Here is a 16403-nt window from a genome sequence, read left to right as displayed (position 1 = left end):
CTGGTATTGACGCGCATTTACCCGTGTGGTAAAAGCGTTTGCCGTAATGGTGTCCGGAGGGGCGGTTGTATCCTCCGCACTCCGGTACCGGGTGCCACAATGGCCCGTTCCGCCGCCGTTCCCCGGGTGTCCGACCTGGTTTTCCGCCAACGGAGCCACCGAGAACAGGCAGTCTGTTTTGTGCAAAGGGAAAACCCCCGGAGGAAGGGCACCCACGGTACACTCCGCCCTTGGTAAGCACTTTCTTCCCTTCAGACCACAAGGGTTTCGAAGTCCGCAGCGGTGATCCGGGCCGAGCACGGCGTGACCCCGGAACCGCCGCGGACGAACTCCGTTTCCCCTCGCGTCGTACAAACGGACAGGTACCGGGAGCAGCCATGGGAACACAGTCGATTCCACCGTTCACCGTCATATCGGGGGCCACCGTCCACGATGTCCTCGCGGGACGGCAACAGGAGCTGACCGACCTCGTGGAGCAGGCCTACCTGCTGCACGGCTCAGGCGAGACCACGAACCCGCCCTCGTACTTCCTGAGGTTCCCGGACAAGCCGTCCTCGCGGATCATCGCCCTGCCGGCGGCGGTCAGGGGGGACGTGCGCGTCGACGGCATCAAGTGGGTGTCCAGCTACCCGGAGAACATCGAACACGGCATCCCCCGGGCCTCGGCCGTCCTGCTGCTCAACGACGCCGCGACCGGCTACCCCTACGCCTGCCTCGAAGGCTCGATCATCAGCGCCGTGCGCACCGCCGCCTCCGCGGCGGTCGCGGTGCGCCACCTGGCACGCGGGCGCGCACCCCTGACCAACGTGGGCTTCTTCGGCGCCGGCCTGATCGCGCGCTACCTCCACGAGTACCTGGCCGCGCTCGGCCCGGCCTTCGACCGGATCGGCGTCCACGACCTCTCCGAGGACTACGCGCGAGGATTCGCCGACCACGTGGAGCAGACCTCGCCCGGCAGCAGCGTGCGGGTGCACGGGTCGGCCCGGGACCTGGTCTCCTCCTACGACATGGTCGTGTTCGCCACGACCGCCGCCTCGCCGCACGTCACCGACCCCTCGTGGTTCTCCCACAACCCCCTGGTCCTGCACGTCTCCCTGCGCGACCTCTCCCCGGAGGTCGTCCTCGCGAGCACCAACGTCGTGGACGACGTCGAGCACGTGCTCAAGGCGGACACCTCGGTGCACCTGGCCGAGCAGCGCACCGGTCGGCGCGACTTCGTCCACGCGACGCTCCCCGAGGTGATCAGCGGCCGGTTCCGGCCCGAGTCCGGGCGCCCGGTGGTCTTCTCCCCCTTCGGCCTCGGGGTCCTGGACCTGGTGGTCGGCGACTACGTCCACAGGAGGGCCGCCGAGGACGGCGGGGCGACGACGGTCGAGGACTTCTTCTACGACACCGAACGGCACCGGCGCCCGGACCGGGTGCGCGCCGCCCGGAACGGGGGTGCGCTGTGACCGCGTCCCCCCGGCTGCCGCACCTGGCCGACCTCCCCTACGCGGGACGGGGGCCGGCGCCCGCGCTGGCCAACCCCGTCGACGCCGACACCACCGGCACCGTGCTCGACCGCGTGAACGCGTGGGCGCGCAAGAGCCCCGACCGGCGGGCCGTCGTCGGCGCCGGGGGCGAGATCGGCTACGCGGACCTGGTCCGGCGCGTGGAGCGGATGCGCGCCCGCCTGGAGGCGTCGGGGTGCGGGGCGGGAGACGTCGTCGCCTGCCTGGGCCCCCGGTCCGCGCGGACCATCGTGCTGTTCCTGGCACTGGAGAGCCTGGGCGCGGTCTACCTCCCGGTCGACCCGGGGTGGCCCCGGGCGCGCATCGACGAGGTGCTGCGGCTGAGCTCCAGCGCCCTGGCCGTGGAGTACACGGCCGGGGACGAGCAGCCCCCGGTGGTCGAGAGGACCGCCGGCGGGGGAGGAGGCCCGCTGGAGGCCCCGGCGGGGGAGGAGCCCCGCTACGTCATCTACACCTCCGGGACGACGGGCCGGCCCAAGGGTGCGGTGGTCGCCCGGCCGGGCATGCTCAACCACCTGTGGGCCAAGGTCGCGGACCTGGACATCACCGAGGACAGCCGGGTCGTGTTCACCGCGCCGCTGGTCTTCGACATCTCGATCTGGCAGATGCTGGCCCCGCTCATGGTCGGGGCCACGGTCGTGGTCGCCTCCGACAACGACGTCCTCTACCCGCCCCGGCTGCACCGGCTGCTCCTGCGGCACGAGGCGACCGTCGTGGAACTGGTGCCCACCGCCATCGGGACCCTGCTCGACGACATCGCGCGCAAGGGGAGCGGTGAGGTGCTCCCCGCCCTGCGCTGGCTCATCTCCACCGGCGAGGAGCTCAAGCCCAGCCTGGCGGAGCGCGCCCTGGCGGCCCTTCCGCACGCCGGGCTGCTCAACGCCTACGGGCCCACCGAGTGCTCGGACGATGTGACCCACCACGTGGTGTCGCCGCAGGACACGGCCGGGGCCCGCCTGCCCGTCGGCCGTCCCATCGGCAACGCGAAGATCTACTGCCTCGTCCACGACAGCGAGGAGGGCACCTGGTCCGCGGCCGGCCCCGGACAGGCCGGCGAGCTCTTCGTCGGAGGCGTCCCGGTGGGACTGGGCTACCTCGGCGACCGCGACGCGACCCTCTCCGCGTTCTTCCGCGACGTGTTCGACCCGGACTCCCCGACGGGCCGCCTGTACCGCACCGGCGACCTGGGGAGGATCGACGGCGACGGAGTCCACTACCTGGGCCGCGTCGACCGCCAGGTGAAGGTCGCGGGCGTGCGCATGGAGCTCGACGAGATCGAGGCGGTGCTCAGCCGGCACGGCTCGGTGAAGCTCTGCGCGGTCACGCTGAGGCAGGAGGAGGGGAGGCAGCCGGTCCTCACCGCGCACTACGTGCCCGGCACCGAGGTCGAGGCCGGTGAGCTGGAGGCGTTCCTGCGCTCGGCGCTGCCCGCGAGCCTGGTCCCGCGGAGCTGGGACCGGCTGGAGGAGATGCCGCTGACCCCCAACGGGAAGGTGGACCACCGGGCGCTCGCGCGCAGGGAGCCCCCGGGCGAGGGCTGATCCGGCCCGGGGCCGGGGAGGCCCGCGCGGGACCCGCCGCCTCTCCCCGGCCCCTCCGCCCCTCCGCGCGGGGGTGCTCGCCACCGTCCTGCTAGTGGCTGGCCAGCTCTGCGCCTACACCTTCGTCCGCCCCCTGCTCACCGATGTGGCGGGCTTCGACGCCGCGCTCACCGGTCTGCTGCTCCTGGGCTACGGCGTGGCCGGGATCACGGGGAACTTCCTGGCGGCCTCGGGGCGCGACGTCCGGCGCACGCTCCTCGCCCTCCTCGGCGGGGTCCCCCCGATCGCCGTCGTGGCGCTGCTGCTGTGGGGTCTGGCCTACGGGGGTGTGTCCGTCGGTCTTCAGACGTGGATACTGTGCACGTCACCGGAAGCTCCCGAAACGGCCACCTCGCTGTTCGTCTGCGCCTTCAACCTGTCCATCGCCCTGGGCGGCCTAGTGGCCGATGCGCTCATCGTGGCCGCGGTCCCGCGGTCCCGCGGTTCGGCGCTGCAGGCCGCAGGCCTGGACTACCGGAATGTGGTCAGGCTCGGCGCCTACGTCGTCCCACGACACCGAAGCCTGGCCGTCCGAAGTCAACGCGCTTGGGAAGGGGAGCCCTCCAGCCCAGGCGCTCCTTGGGGCCGCATCGCTCTCGCTGCCGAGGATGCTGTTCGAGGTGGACGTACTTGCGGTCCGCCGACCCGGCCGGACGCACGGACCACGAAGACCGGCGCCCCCACCCCGTTCGACCCGGTCGGCGACCATTGGACGAGGAGTTCCCTGGTTGTGTGTTGTCACATGTTGGAGCCGTTCAGTGTCACGGCATGCTACTGAGCGCCGTACCGGTCTGAAACTGCGGAGCACGAACAGAATACGCCCAGGCCAGTGGTGGCTTCTGATAGCGCCTCGCTAGGTTCTTGTAGTGAGCCTTCGTTCTGACTCGCTGTCACGAAAACTCGAAGTACGTCATATTTTTTGGCTTTCTGAACAGACATCATCTGCTGAGACCTGCCGTGAGTCTGGTGATGCCCAATCCAGAGTGTGGATCGGTGATCGATTCCTGATCACGCACGTTCAACGTGGGCGATCCTGGCCGAAACCGGCCACGAGGAGATGTTGCTGGAGAGCCCATCGGTGTCCCTCCCTGGTGTAGAACTGGTGGTTGCGCTGAATTTCACTCCTGTGGACGTGGTCGGGAGAAGCATGGCGGAAGAGACCAGTGGAACGGTGAAGAACACCGTTTTCAACCAGGGTCAGATTCTCAATATGGTGCAGATCGGGAATCTGCACGGGCACCTGGCAATCTACTTGGGGGATATAGGCCAACTGGCAACGGAAGAGGTGCGCAAGGATTACCAGGAGTACCTTGAGGCGACCTTTGTTCCGCCTGACCGGGCGACCTATGATCGGTTTCAGAGAGATTTCTCTAAAGAAAGGTTGGCTGTTCTCATCGGGGAGCCTGGTAGTGGTAGGGAAACTACCGCCATCGCCCTTCATTCCTCGATTGGCTTGAGTGTTCATTCGGTTTCTTTGAGTGAAGACGTTGACTCTCAAGCCAAAGCTCCTGAGATTAGGGGTGGAGGGCCCGGAGGCATCCTGTCTCGCACCCATCCCTTGCCTGGAATCGGATACCTGGTCGACCTCTCAGGACTAAGGAAGGTCGATAGCACGATATTCGCAGAGTTGCATTCTCTGGTTGCCAGGGTGACTGAGAAGGAAGCGGCTCTAACTGTGATCGCTCGTCCAGGGCAGCTGGATGGGGAATTGATCAATGTCTCCACTCTTAACGTCTATCGACCGGCCGGGATCGAGGTTTTTGCCAGTCATCTGGGGCACCTTTTCGACGAGAGCGTTCGGGACGCCTGGACCTCTTGGAGGAGTGTCGCAGAGCTGATGCGGAATGCTAGTCCGGCCGATGCAGCACGTTTGGCCAGAATTGCGTTCCAAGTGAAGAACTCCGGACACGACGGAGAAAGTTTCGACACCTGGGTCCGCACGTCGATTGACGCCTACGGCGACTGGGGGGCTGATATACGCGGCTGGTTCGATGAGCACAGCGGTACCGATGCGGCTGTATGGGTCAGGATTATCCTCATCTCTACTGCTTTCCTTGAGGGGACTAATGCCAGTCAGATGCTTGCTTCCGCTGACCTCCTGGCGCGCGAACTGAAGGTGGCTTCAGGGGATGCAGGTGGCCTATTTGGCCTAGGGGTTGATCCAACACTCGAAAAAGTGGGAGCAATTCGCGGACCCGCTGATGTTGTCCAGTTCCGTAAGCCGGACTATGCAAGCGCTGTGTTGGTCTATGTGTGGGAGCAGCATCCACGAATCAAAGAGGAGCTATTTTCCTGGACAGAATTCTTGATCGCCGAGTCAAAGTCGGAACTCGCCGATACGGTGCGCAAAGCATGGGCTAGCCTGGCGCTCCTGAGAAAGGATCAAGGGCTTACTGTTGCCCTTTTCAACCGATGGTCCAGGGCTGGAAAGACCAGGCAGAGTGCGGCGGATTTCGCGGCGGACATCGCATCCTCGCCGGATTTTGGCAGTGCGATGCGTGCACGCCTATACGAAGTCGCGCGAAATCCCACCTCCGATCATCAGGCAGTCGCGGTTGCCCGAGCCTGTGCCAACTACGGGAGGGTAAATCCCGGATCTGCGCTCGTTCGACTCAAGTGGCTCGCAGAAGCAGAATCTGAAAGGACTAGGAAAGCTGTTCTCGAAGCCTTGGAGGAATTAGCGAAGGACAAAGGGAGGTGGTTCGACGTTATCGATGCGCTCTTGCAGGAGTGGTGTGGCAGCAATGCCTCGGAAAACCGAAGGCGAATAGCCCACCGTTTCCTCATACGATCGCTTGCTGCGTCCGAGAGTGGTGTGCCAGCACTCCTGACTTGGTTGAATACTTATTCAGGAAAGGACAAGGAAGGTGTGGGAGACTACATTGCGGACATGTGGGGAGCACTTCTCAATACAGAGGATGTCGCCCTTGCGCTGGAAGCCAGTGGAACCTGGATCTCTTGTACCCTAGAGGACGAAAATAGGTTCGAAGAGATCGATGATATTTTTATTAGGGCAGCAGTTGGGGGAGAGGAGGCGGAGGGAGGTGAGGAGAAGACCAAGGGGCGCATCCTCACGGCGATGACCATGGTTAACCAGTGGTGTGTTTTTAATGGCGTTGATCCGCGTATCAACACCATATATATGCTTCAAGCGCACCTGCTTTCGTCACACACACCTGTGGGCCTCACGTCGACTTGAGATAGTCGGTCTGTTTTGAGTCGCGTGTGGTGAGGGATGGGAGCGCTTTTCGTCACCCGTTCGGGGGCGATGGAAAAGCGTGGTAGTTTGCCATGGAAGCTATGATTTACCGGTTGTCACCTCTCTCGTGTGACCTGGCCCCAGTGGGATCATGGGCGGAAGCAAAAAGGACCTTTTTCCTGGCGTGGCTTGGTGCAGGTAGGCGCACCGATGGTGGTCGACCTGCTGACTCGACGGTGGGAAGCCGGACACTGGCGCTTTGGCACTCATATTATTTAGTCCGTCTCTGGTAATAAATCAGCGTGCATACAACGCTAGTTAAATCCAGAAATTGGTCGGTTGGTAGCGGTGGCATCCGGACGGTTAAGCCATGGGCGCTTGACTTGCCACTGGTGCCCCACTAACTGCTGCGAGGACTCCACCTCCTAGCGGGCCAAGCGATGGATGACCCCTCGTTGGTGGAGCCATCCACGCAGGCGGGTGTAGTCATAACCCTTGTCGCTGTGCAACTTGGCCGGTTTGCGTCGCCGGGTTCGTAGCGGGACCGAATCGGAGGAATCCTGGCCAACCGTGCCTCCGAACTTGTCTCGGCAGGGGAGGTCCTCCACCGACTGGGCATTCCGGTCGAGGACGTCTCTACATCGGGGAGGCGGGGCCGACCTCGACCGAGGAGTGCGGGCGGGCGCAGGACTGAGGGTGTCAGGTCCGGGGCCACCTCGGGCAGGGCACCCGGCCATGGGTTGCGCTGTTCCCGACCGAGAGCAGGTCCCGGCGGGAGTCGCACAGGAGCAGGAGTGCGCGATTCCGCCGCTGTGGCCCCATGCCGTGGTGTACAGCGCCGAGCGGGGAGGGAGCGATCGGCGGCCGACCGCCCACGGCCCCTCCGCGCAGGAGTGCGGGCCGGCGGCCGGTGCGATGCACGTCGGAGGTTCTTTTCCCGAGCCCCTGCGGCCGCGGGGGCGATCATCGCCCCGCGGCCGCAGGGGCTCGGTGCGTTGTGGGTGGGGCGGGTGTGATTCGGGCAAAGCGGACTCGCGCGTGCTACGGTACTGATAATCATTTTCATTCACGCGACTCGCGCTCTCCCAGGAGTCCTCCCCGTGTACGTAGGGCGAAGCCGATGCGGCGCTCACCTCCCGCCCCTGGCGATCCCCGACCGGGCAGTCGACCGGCATGCCCAGGACGCCCGGATACGCCATGGCCGCGTTCAAGGCCCTCGGCGGCGGCACCCGCTCCCTGCGCTGCCCGGAGATCCCGCATGACCTGGATCGTCCGTGCGCCGCCCCCGCTCCTGCCGGGGTTGCGGTGAGGCGCAGGAGAGCACGGGGAGCGCCGAACCCGCCGGGGCCGTGAAGAGGGTCCGGCGCACGAGCGGTGACGCGCGGATCGACCGGCCCGCCGACGCCCGTCCGCGTTGCCTGTGACGCCCCGCCGAGGCACGCGCGCCGTAGGCGGACAGGCCCGGTCCCACGGACGCCCCCGCCCACCGCGCTGCTTCCGATCGCGCGCCGGACGTCCGCGCGAGCGCACCGGTGACTGCGCCCCCGCGCCCGGCCCGCCATCGCCCCTCAGCCGCCGTGACCACCCACGAACCCTCCCGGCCCCGTGCCGGGAGCCACCTACTGGGGCCGTGCCGACTGCGGCCCATCCCGAGAAAGGCCGAACGATGAGACGACGATTCCTGCCCGCGGGCGCCCTCGCGGTGCTCCTGGCGGCCACCGCCTGCGGTGGAGGTGAGGACGAGCAGGCCTCCGCCGACGGCCCCACCCTGCGCTACGCGGCGGTCGGAGCCCCGGCGGCGACCACCCACGACCCGCACGGGCGCGTCGGCAACGAGTCCGACTACCTGCGCTTCGCCATGCTCTACGACGTGCTGACCGTGACCGACGAGGACGGCGTGGTCCAGCCGCGCCTGGCCCTGTCCTGGGAGCCGGCGGGGGAGGACCTCGACCTATGGACCGTCGCCCTGCGCGATGACGCCGTCTTCTCCGACGGAGAGCCCGTGACCGCCGACGACGTCCTGTTCTCCCTGAACCGGATCCAGGGCAAGGGCGCCGAGAACAACGGACGCCTGTCGGTGTTCGACCTGGAGTCCTCCTCGGTGGTGGACGAGCACACCCTGGAACTGGCCACCCACCAGCCCTACGCCGAGGTCGGCATCGCCCTGGCCTCCCTGACCTTCGTGGTCCCCGAGGGCAGCGACGACATCACCGAGCCCGTCGTCGGCTCCGGACCGTTCCAGCTGGAGGAACACGACGACACCACCGCGGTCCTGACCCGCAACGACGACTGGTGGGGCGGTGCCGCCGACTTCGAGACCCTCCAGATCAGCGCCATGCCCGACCCGTCCGCGCGGGCCGAGGCGGTGGCCTCCGGACAGGCGGACGTCGCGGGCAGCGTGTCCCCCGCCGGTGCGCAGCAGTACGAGTCGGACGACGCGGTCCAGGTGAGCACCCGGCCCGCCGGTGTGAACTACCCGCTGGTCATGGACCTCGACACCGAGCCCTTCGACGACGCGGGCGTCCGTGAGGCGGTCAAGCTCGCCCTGGACCGCGAGCAGCTCGTCGAGACGGTCTTCCTCGGCTACGGGGAGACCGGCGCGGACATCCTGAACTCCCAGGAGCCCTTCGCCCCCGACACCGCACCCGTGGAGCGCGACCTGGACCGGGCCCGCGAACTGCTGGAGGAGGCGGGCCACGCGGACGGCGTCGAGCTCACCCTGCACGCCACCAACTCCTACCCCGGCATGGAGGAGACCGCGACCCTGGCCGCCGAACAGCTCGCCGAGGCGGGCATCGAGGTCCGGATCGAGGTGGGCGCTCCCGACACCTACTGGGCCGAGGTGTGGAACGTCGAACCCTTCTACCTCAACAGCCTGGGCGGGAACGGGTTCGTGGACTACGCCCGGATGGCCCTGCTCTCCGACGGCCCCACCAACGAGACGGGCTGGGACGTCCCCGAGTGGGACGCCGACTTCGCCGAGGCCCTGGCCACCGAGGACGAGGGCGACCGCCACGCGATGCTCGCCGACCTGCAGCAGCGCGTCGCCGACGACGGCGGCTACGTGGTCTGGGGCACCGGGGACGGCATCGACCTGGCGGCTTCCGGTGTGAGCGGCCTGCCCACCGGGCCCGGATTCAACCGCCTGTTCATCGAGCGGGTCGAGGTCTCCGGCTGATGCCCCGCCCCGTGACCGCCCCCGCGGCCCCCCGCCCCCGCACCGCGGGGGCGGTCACGGGGGTCCCGCTCCTGTTCGCCCTGGTGCGGACCGTGCTCCTGCTGGCCCTGGTCTCGGTGGCGGTGTTCACCGCCACCGAACTCCTGCCCGGCGACGCCGTGGACCTGCGTGTCACCCCCGGCGCCGACGAGGAGGAGGTCCGGGAGCTGCGTGAGGAGCTGGGCCTGGACGCCGCGCCCTGGCGGCGCTACCTCGACTGGGCGGGAGCCCTGCTCACCGGCGACCTCGGCACGTCCCTGGTCAACGGCCGCCCGGTCGCCGACGCCCTCGCCCAGCGGCTGCCCGCCACCCTCGCGGTGGTGGGCGGGGCGCTGGCGGTGGCGACCCCCGCGTCCCTGGCGCTGGCCTGGTGGGCCGGGGGGACCCGGCGGGCGCGCCGGCTGTCCACCGCGCTCCTCACCGGAGGCGCCGCACTGCCCACCGCGGTCACCGCCGCCGCCCTGGCGGCCGTGTTCTCCGGCGCCCTGGGCCTGGTGCCCCCGGTATCCCTGCTCCCGCCCGGAGCCTCGCCCTGGCAGCATCCGGAACTGCTGTTCCTCCCGGTGGCCTCCCTGGCCCTGCCCACCGCGTTCTTCGGCGCGAGCCTGCTGGCCGGTGCGGTGGCCGACACCGTACGCCTGCCCCACGTGGCCGACGCCCGCCGGCGGGGGGTCCCCCCGTGGCGGATCGCCTCGACCGACGTGCTCCCCTTCCTCCTGGCCCCCTTCACCCGGGTCACGGCGAACACCGCGGGAGGGCTGATCGCCGCCGCAGCGCTGGTGGAGACCCTTTTCGGCTATCCGGGCATCGGATCGCTGCTCGTCTCCTCCCTGGCCTCCCGGGACCTGCCCGTCGTCCAGGCCACCGCGGTGGTCGCCGCCGCGGTCGTGCTGGTGGGACTGCTGGTCGGAGACCTGGTCTCCGCCCTGACCGAACCACGCCGGAGGCCGGTCCGGTGAACCGTCGCCTCGCTCCGGTCCTCGCATCGCTGTCCGTCCCCCTGTTGTCGGCCGCGGTCCTGGCCGTCGCCCTGTTCGGCGGATGGTGGGCGCCGCACAGCCCCACCTCCCCGACGGGCGCGCCCTGGCAGCTGCCCGACCCCGTTCACCTCCTGGGAACGGACGCCCTGGGCCGCGACGTCCTGTCCCGTGTCCTGGCCGGCGGAAGGGGGCTGCTCGGCGTCTCCGTCGCGGCCGCCGTGTGCGCCTGTGCCGTCGGGACCGCCGGCGGGCTGGCCGCCGGGTGGTTCGGCGGGCCGGCCTCGCGGCTCCTCACCGCCGTGGCCGACCTGCTGCTCGCCCTGCCCTCCCTGCTCCTGGCCCTGCTTGCCGCGATCGCCCTGCCCTGGCACACGGCGGTGGTCGTCGCGACGGTGTGCGGAGGGGCCCCGCTCACCCTGCGCGTGGTCAAGGACGCCGTCCGCGCGGCCCGCACCTCCGGGTACGTGGAGGCCGCGCTCCTGCGCGGGGAGGGCACCGCCTCGATCCTGCTGAGGGAGGTCCTCCCCGCCGTTCGGGGGCTGGTCGTCGCCGACCTCGGGCTGCGCCTGGTGGTCGCGCTCCAGGTGGCCTCCGCCCTGAGCGTCCTGGGGCTGGGGGCCGCCCCGCCCGCCCCCGACTGGGCCCTCATGCTCAGGGAGAACATGACCGGCGTGGCGATCAACCCCTGGGCCGTGGCGGCACCGGCCGTGGCGCTGGGGGCCACCACCGTCCTGCTCGCCCTCCTGGCACAGCTGTACCTCTCCGACGACCGCACGCCCGGGAGCCGCGACCGCGGTCCCGCACGGAAGGAGCCCGCGGATGGCTGAAGGACTGCATGCGGAGGCGGTGCTGGTCGAGACCGACCGCGGGGCCGCCGTGGTCGGTCCGGTGGACCTGCGCGTGCCGGAGGGCGGGGTGCTCGCGGTCATGGGCCCGTCGGGGAGCGGCAAGACCAGCGCCGTCCTGGCCGTGCTGGACGCGCTGCCGCCCGGCCTGGTGCGCAGGGACGGCCGGGTGCGCTGGCGGGGGGCGCCGGTGCCCGCGGGGCGCGCGGCGCGCCGATGGCGCCGGGCCGCCACGGGCGTGCTCGGCCAGGACCCCGCCTCGGACCTGCACCCCCTGCGGCCGGTCTGCGCCCTGGTCGCCGAAGCCCTGCCGGGCGGCCTGCGGCGCGCGAACGCCGGGGCCGTCCGGGCGGTGCTCACCTCGCTGGGACTGGACGCCGACGCCCTGTGGCGCCGGCGCCCGCACGAGCTCTCCGGGGGCCAGGCCCAGCGTGTGGCGCTGGCCCGGGCGGTCGTCGCCGATCCCGGGGTGCTCGTGCTGGACGAGCCCACGAGCGGCCTGGACCCCGCCACGGTGGAACTCGTGCTCGACGTCCTCGAACAGCGGAGGGGGCGCCCGGGGAGGGTCACCGTCGTGGTCACCCACGACCGGGGGTTCGCCGACCGCGTGGCCGACCTCCGCCTCGACATCGGCGGGCCCGAACCGGTCCGCGGAGCCGCTTCCACGACCGTGGGTCCCCGGTCCCCGGGGGGCGCTCCGGTCATCGGCCTGCGGGAGGTGCGCCTCACGGCCCCGGGCGGGCGGGAACTGCTCGGCGGAGTGGACCTGGCCGTCGGTCCGGGGGAGGCGGTCGCCGTCCTGGGTCCTTCCGGATGCGGTAAGTCCACCCTGCTCAGGAGCCTGGCGGGACTCCATCCTCCCGCGGCGGGCTCCTTCTCGCTCGGTGGCAGGCCCCTGCCGGCCGGCCACACGGACCGTTCCCGGGAGGCGCTGCGGGCCGTCCAGCTGGTTCCCCAGGACCCGGCCGGAACCCTGAACCCGGCTCAGCGGGTCGCGACGGCGCTCGCACGTCCGGCCATGGTGCTGCGGGGGCTGACCCGCGGCCGGGCCGCCGCGGAGGTCCCCGGGCTCCTGGAACGGGTCGGGCTGCCGGCGGACGTCGGACGCGCGCTGCCGGCCCGCCTCTCCGGCGGCCAGCGCCAGCGCGTGGCCATCGCCCGGGCCCTGGCCGCACGCCCCCGGGTCCTGCTGGCCGACGAGGTGTCCTCCGCCCTGGACGCCGCGAGCGCCCGCACGGTCCTGGACGTCCTGGACGCCCTCCGCGCCGAGGAGGGCCTGGCCGTCGTCATGGTGACCCACGACCGGCACGTCGCCGACCGCATGGACCGGGTCCTGACGCTGGACCCGGAGAGCCGCTCCCTGGTGCCGGGTCCGTAGTGCTGCCCCCGGCAGCGGACCCACCGCGGCGCGGTCGTGCCCGACGCCGGGGAGCCTGCGCGGCCGGGCGGCAGTTCCATCGCAGACCACTCCCACCCCTGTAGAGGATTCGACACATGCCTGAACAGAGAACGCCGGCGCCGGCGCCGTCCGTCGTCGAGCTCCTGGCCTCCTACGGGCCGGGGGACGTGTTCTTCTCCACCGGTGCCGGCGCACTGCACGGGACCGGGGTCCTGGGGGTCGCGGAAGAGGTGCACGAGGTCGACTCCCTGCTCGGGAGCGCGGGGCCCGAGGGCGTGGTGATGGGCGCCATCCCCTTCGACGGGCGGCGGTCGGCCCGGTTCCTGCTCCCCCGAACGGTGCGCCACGCACCCGCGCCGCCCCGGGGCCGGGCGCCGGGCCTGCGCCGGCGACCGCTGCCGGGGGAGTGGGGGTCCACGCCCGTGCCCGCCCCCGACGAGCACAGGGCGTCGATCGAGCGGGCGATCGCGCTGACGGCCGGGGACGGCGGGCCGGACAGGGTGGTGTCGGCCAGGGGCCTGCGTCTGCACAGCACGTCGGCGGTCGATCCGTCCACGGCGTTGAACAACCTCCTCTGGCGCGATCCGGGCGAACCCGTCTTCGCGATCGACGTGCCCGGCCCCGGGGCGGAGGACCGCACCCTTCTGGGGACGGGCCCGGAACTGCTGGTCTCCAAGCGCGGGAGCCGGGTGGCCTCCCAGCCGCTGTCCGGCTCCGTCCCCCGCAGCGCCGATCCGACCAAGGACTACCGCAACCGCGAGAGACTGCGTGCCTCGGCCGGGGACAGGCGTGAGCACGCCGTCGTGGTCGACGCGGTGGCGGAGTCGCTGGAGCCCTACTGCCGGACCCTGGCCGTGCCGAAGCGGCCCGAGCTGGTCGGAACCGCCACGATGTGGCACCTGTCCACCCGCCTGGAGGGGACGCTGCTGGACGCGGATGTGCCGGCGCACCTCCTGGCGGCGGCCCTGCGTCCCGCCCCGGCCGTGTGCGGCTCCCCCTCGCGGCCCGTGTCCGGGGTGGTCGGCGCGCCGGAGCACTTCGACCGGGGTTTCCACTCCGGAGCCGTCGGCTACAGCACGGCCCGGGGCGACGGCGAGTGGGTCGTCGCCGCCCGCTGTGCCGAGGTGTTCCACAGCAGGGTGGACGCCTTCGTCGGCGGTGGTGTCATGTCCGGTTCCGACCCGGGGACCGTCCTGTCGGAGACCACCGACAGGATGCGCGCGCTCCTGTTCGCCCTGGGCGTGCGCTGAGCGCTTCCGGGACCGCCGCGGGCGGTGGGCCCCGCGCGAAGCCGGCCGGCCCCCGGGGGACGGGGGCCGGCCGGTCGCCCGTCTCAGTCCGAGGGGCGCCGCCCCACGGCGAGCAGGGTCGGGTGGACCATGTAGTAGCCCGCGGTGTCGACGATGTAGTCCGGGTGGCCCGGGGTCAGGAGCCGTTCGGCCTCGGCGACCTCGTCACTGCTCAGACCCGCGTCGGCGCCGCGTTTGACCAGCGATTCGCGCAGTTCCGGCCATACGGCGTTCTCCAGGTAGGGGCGCACGGTCGGGTCGGCGTCCACGGGCGACCCCACCCGCGGGAAGACGTTCACGTGCACGTCGAGCAGCCCCGCGGCCTCCATCCAGACCGTGTGGAGCTCGTAGTGGGCGGGTCCCCCGGAGGGGATCCCCCAGTTGAGCTCGGAGGCGGTGCGCGCCGCCCGCTCCAGCCGCGAGTGACCGGGCAGGAACATGGCCTGGTAGTAGTTGCTGGTGAACAGGCCCAGCACGCCGCCGGGGGCCAGTGCGCGCGCGGCGCGTGCCACCAGGGCCCCGGGGTCGTCGAAGTTGCCGGGCCAGACCACGTCCGAGGCCCAGATCGCGTCGAACCCGTCGCCGGAGCCGGCGGCCTCGTCGAGCACGTCGACCAGGTCGGCGGCGCGCACCTGGACCCGGTCAGAGACCCCCTCGGCCCGTGCGTGCTCACGGGCCAGGTCCAGCACGTCGGCGTTGCGGTCGACGGCCAGGACGCGGGCCTCCGGGCCGGCCGCCCGGGCCAGCGCCACCAGCCCGCCCCCGGCTCCGGTTCCCGCGTCGAGCAGGCGTGTGCGTCCGGACAGGTTCATCGCCCCGACGGCCTGTTCGACGGCCGGGGCGACGAAGGCCCGGTTGGCGAGCAGGTAGGGGACCAGCCCGTTCTTCTGGATGTCTGTCATGGTGTGACTGCCTCGGCTCTCTCACAGCGGGGACGGTGGTGCTCGTTCGTCGGCGCGGTCACGGTCGCGCCGCGGGCACGAGGTGGGGCAGTACGCTGGCCAGCTTCTCGCCGGTCTCCTCGAATTCGCGTTCGGGGCGGGACCCGGCCACGATGCCGGCGCCCGCGCGGAGCCAGGCCCGGCCCTGCTCCTCGTAGACGGCGCGCAGGACCAGCGCGGCGTCGAGCTCGCCCCGGGACGTGGCGGTGACCACGGCGCCGGAGTACAGCCCGCGCCCCTCCTCCAGGCGGATGATCGCCTCGATCGCCTGCGGCTTGGGGATCCCCGACGCCGTGATCGCCGGGAACAGCGCCTCGAAGGCGTGCCACGGGGTGGCCCCCTCCTCCAGGCGCCCCCTCACGGTGGAGGCCAGGTGCTGGACGCTGCCGCGGACCGAGACGCTCATGAAGTCGGACACCGCGACGGAGTCCGGGGCGCACACCGACCGCATCTCCGTGACGGCTTCGCGGACCGAGATGGCGTGCTCGTGGATCTCCTTGGGGTCGGCCTCCAGCTCGGCGCGTGCGGCGGTGTCCGCCGCCGTACCGCGCCCCGCCGCCCGGGTGCCCGCGAGCGGGTTGGTCGAGACCTCGCGGTCGGGTCCGACCGTGACGACCAGTTCGGGGCTGAAGCCCGCGCTGCGGAGCCCGTCGAGGTCCAGCAGGAAGGACCGGGCCGGGGTGTTGGCCCTGCGGCCGACCGCGTAGGTGGCGGGGATGTCGACGGGGAAGGGCAGGTCGACCTTCCGGGAGAGGATCACCTTGTGGTAGTCGCCGCGGTCGATCTCGGCGAGGGCCTCGCCCACGAGCGCGCGGTAGCCGTGGGGGTCGGCCTGCGGGTCGAGGGTGGCGCGGGGCCGTGCGGGGGAGGCGACCGGTTCGAGGAGCAGGGAGCGCACCTTCTGGCGCAGCTGCGCCTCGCCCCCGCTGATCCGGGCCCCGTCGGCGGTGATGCGGACCTCGGTCCGGGGCACGATGAGGCGGGCCAGCCGCGCGGCTCCGCCGCCGGCGGCCGGGGCCGCCCCGCGGGAGCGGAGCGCGAAGTCGAACCCCACCCAGCCGTAGGCCCGCCAGGACGGGTCGGGCAGTCCGGCCAGGGCCTCCGCCAGAGCGTCGGCGGGGCTGCCGGTGTAGGCGCGGGAGTCCGAGGTCCCGTCGGCGGCGCGGACCGTGACCCGGTCGCTGTCGAGGTCGACGCCCCACCGCTCGCCGCCGCCGAAGCGCCAGACCCCCTCGCGTTCGTAGAGGACGTATTCGGGGAAGAGCCCCGAGCCCGCGAGCCGGGCGGCGGCCTCGACGGGGTCGAGCGGCCCTTCGACCTGTTCGGTTTCGCTACGGCTCACGGTCGGCTCCTTGCCCCGGACGGCCCGCAGGCCGCCTCCGGTGTACCCGTGGTCAACATGTTTCTCCGGTCTTGTTTCGAGGGCGGCGAGGACGGCCGCC

At 71.0% G+C, this 16403-nt stretch carries 11 protein-coding genes; 9 read left to right on the top strand and 2 right to left on the bottom strand.

Annotation, left to right across the window (positions count from 1 at the left end; genetic code table 11):
• Positions 1-377: 377 nt before the first annotated feature.
• The 9 genes from sbnB to ACFQBR_RS31725 all read left to right on the top strand — a co-directional run bounded on the left by sbnB (position 378) and on the right by ACFQBR_RS31725 (position 13981).
• On the top strand, positions 378-1451 hold the full coding sequence (gene sbnB / locus ACFQBR_RS31765) for a 2,3-diaminopropionate biosynthesis protein SbnB (protein WP_344180310.1): 1074 nt from the start codon (positions 378-380) through the stop codon (positions 1449-1451).
• A complete protein-coding gene (locus ACFQBR_RS31760) occupies positions 1448-3052 on the top strand; it encodes an amino acid adenylation domain-containing protein (protein WP_344180312.1) in 1605 nt (534 codons plus the stop codon). Before sbnB ends, ACFQBR_RS31760 begins: the two co-directional genes overlap by 4 nt.
• A 94-nt stretch (positions 3053-3146) precedes the next feature.
• Positions 3147-3869, top strand: coding sequence for an MFS transporter (locus ACFQBR_RS31755; RefSeq protein WP_344180314.1), 723 nt, complete (start codon positions 3147-3149; stop codon positions 3867-3869).
• A 279-nt stretch (positions 3870-4148) separates the two neighbouring features.
• Positions 4149-6290 carry a hypothetical protein gene (locus ACFQBR_RS31750; RefSeq protein ID WP_344180316.1) on the top strand — a complete coding sequence of 714 codons (2142 nt, stop codon included), beginning with the start codon at positions 4149-4151 and terminating at the stop codon, positions 6288-6290.
• Positions 6291-7956: 1666 nt separating this feature from the next.
• Positions 7957-9468 (top strand): ABC transporter substrate-binding protein, encoded by a 1512-nt coding sequence (locus tag ACFQBR_RS31745; protein ID WP_344180318.1) that lies wholly within the window; start codon positions 7957-7959, stop codon positions 9466-9468.
• A complete protein-coding gene (locus ACFQBR_RS31740) occupies positions 9468-10466 on the top strand; it encodes an ABC transporter permease (RefSeq protein ID WP_344180320.1) in 999 nt (332 codons plus the stop codon). The genes ACFQBR_RS31745 and ACFQBR_RS31740 overlap by 1 nt, the downstream gene beginning before the upstream one ends.
• Positions 10463-11314, top strand: coding sequence for an ABC transporter permease (locus ACFQBR_RS31735; RefSeq protein ID WP_344180322.1), 852 nt, complete (start codon positions 10463-10465; stop codon positions 11312-11314). Before ACFQBR_RS31740 ends, ACFQBR_RS31735 begins: the two co-directional genes overlap by 4 nt.
• Positions 11307-12710: an ABC transporter ATP-binding protein gene (locus tag ACFQBR_RS31730; RefSeq protein ID WP_378554941.1), complete on the top strand. Its 1404-nt coding sequence runs from the start codon at positions 11307-11309 to the stop codon at positions 12708-12710. Before ACFQBR_RS31735 ends, ACFQBR_RS31730 begins: the two co-directional genes overlap by 8 nt.
• A gap of 116 nt (positions 12711-12826) precedes the next feature.
• Positions 12827-13981: a chorismate-binding protein gene (locus tag ACFQBR_RS31725; RefSeq protein ID WP_344180326.1), complete on the top strand. Its 1155-nt coding sequence runs from the start codon at positions 12827-12829 to the stop codon at positions 13979-13981.
• An 83-nt stretch (positions 13982-14064) separates the two neighbouring features.
• Here the strand turns inward: ACFQBR_RS31725 and ACFQBR_RS31720 are convergent, their stop codons facing one another.
• Complete coding sequence (locus ACFQBR_RS31720; protein ID WP_344180328.1) at positions 14065-14922, bottom strand: SAM-dependent methyltransferase; 858 nt, start codon at positions 14920-14922, stop codon at positions 14065-14067.
• Positions 14923-14980: 58 nt separating this feature from the next.
• Positions 14981-16303, bottom strand: a complete 1323-nt coding sequence (locus tag ACFQBR_RS31715) for a salicylate synthase (RefSeq protein WP_344180330.1) — start codon at positions 16301-16303, stop codon at positions 14981-14983.
• Between the last annotated feature and the right edge of the window lie 100 nt (positions 16304-16403).

Origin of the sequence: Nocardiopsis tropica (assembly GCF_042660575.1) — a bacterium.
Lineage (GTDB): Bacteria > Actinomycetota > Actinomycetes > Streptosporangiales > Streptosporangiaceae > Nocardiopsis > Nocardiopsis tropica.
This window is presented reverse-complemented; position numbering and strand designations above follow the sequence as displayed.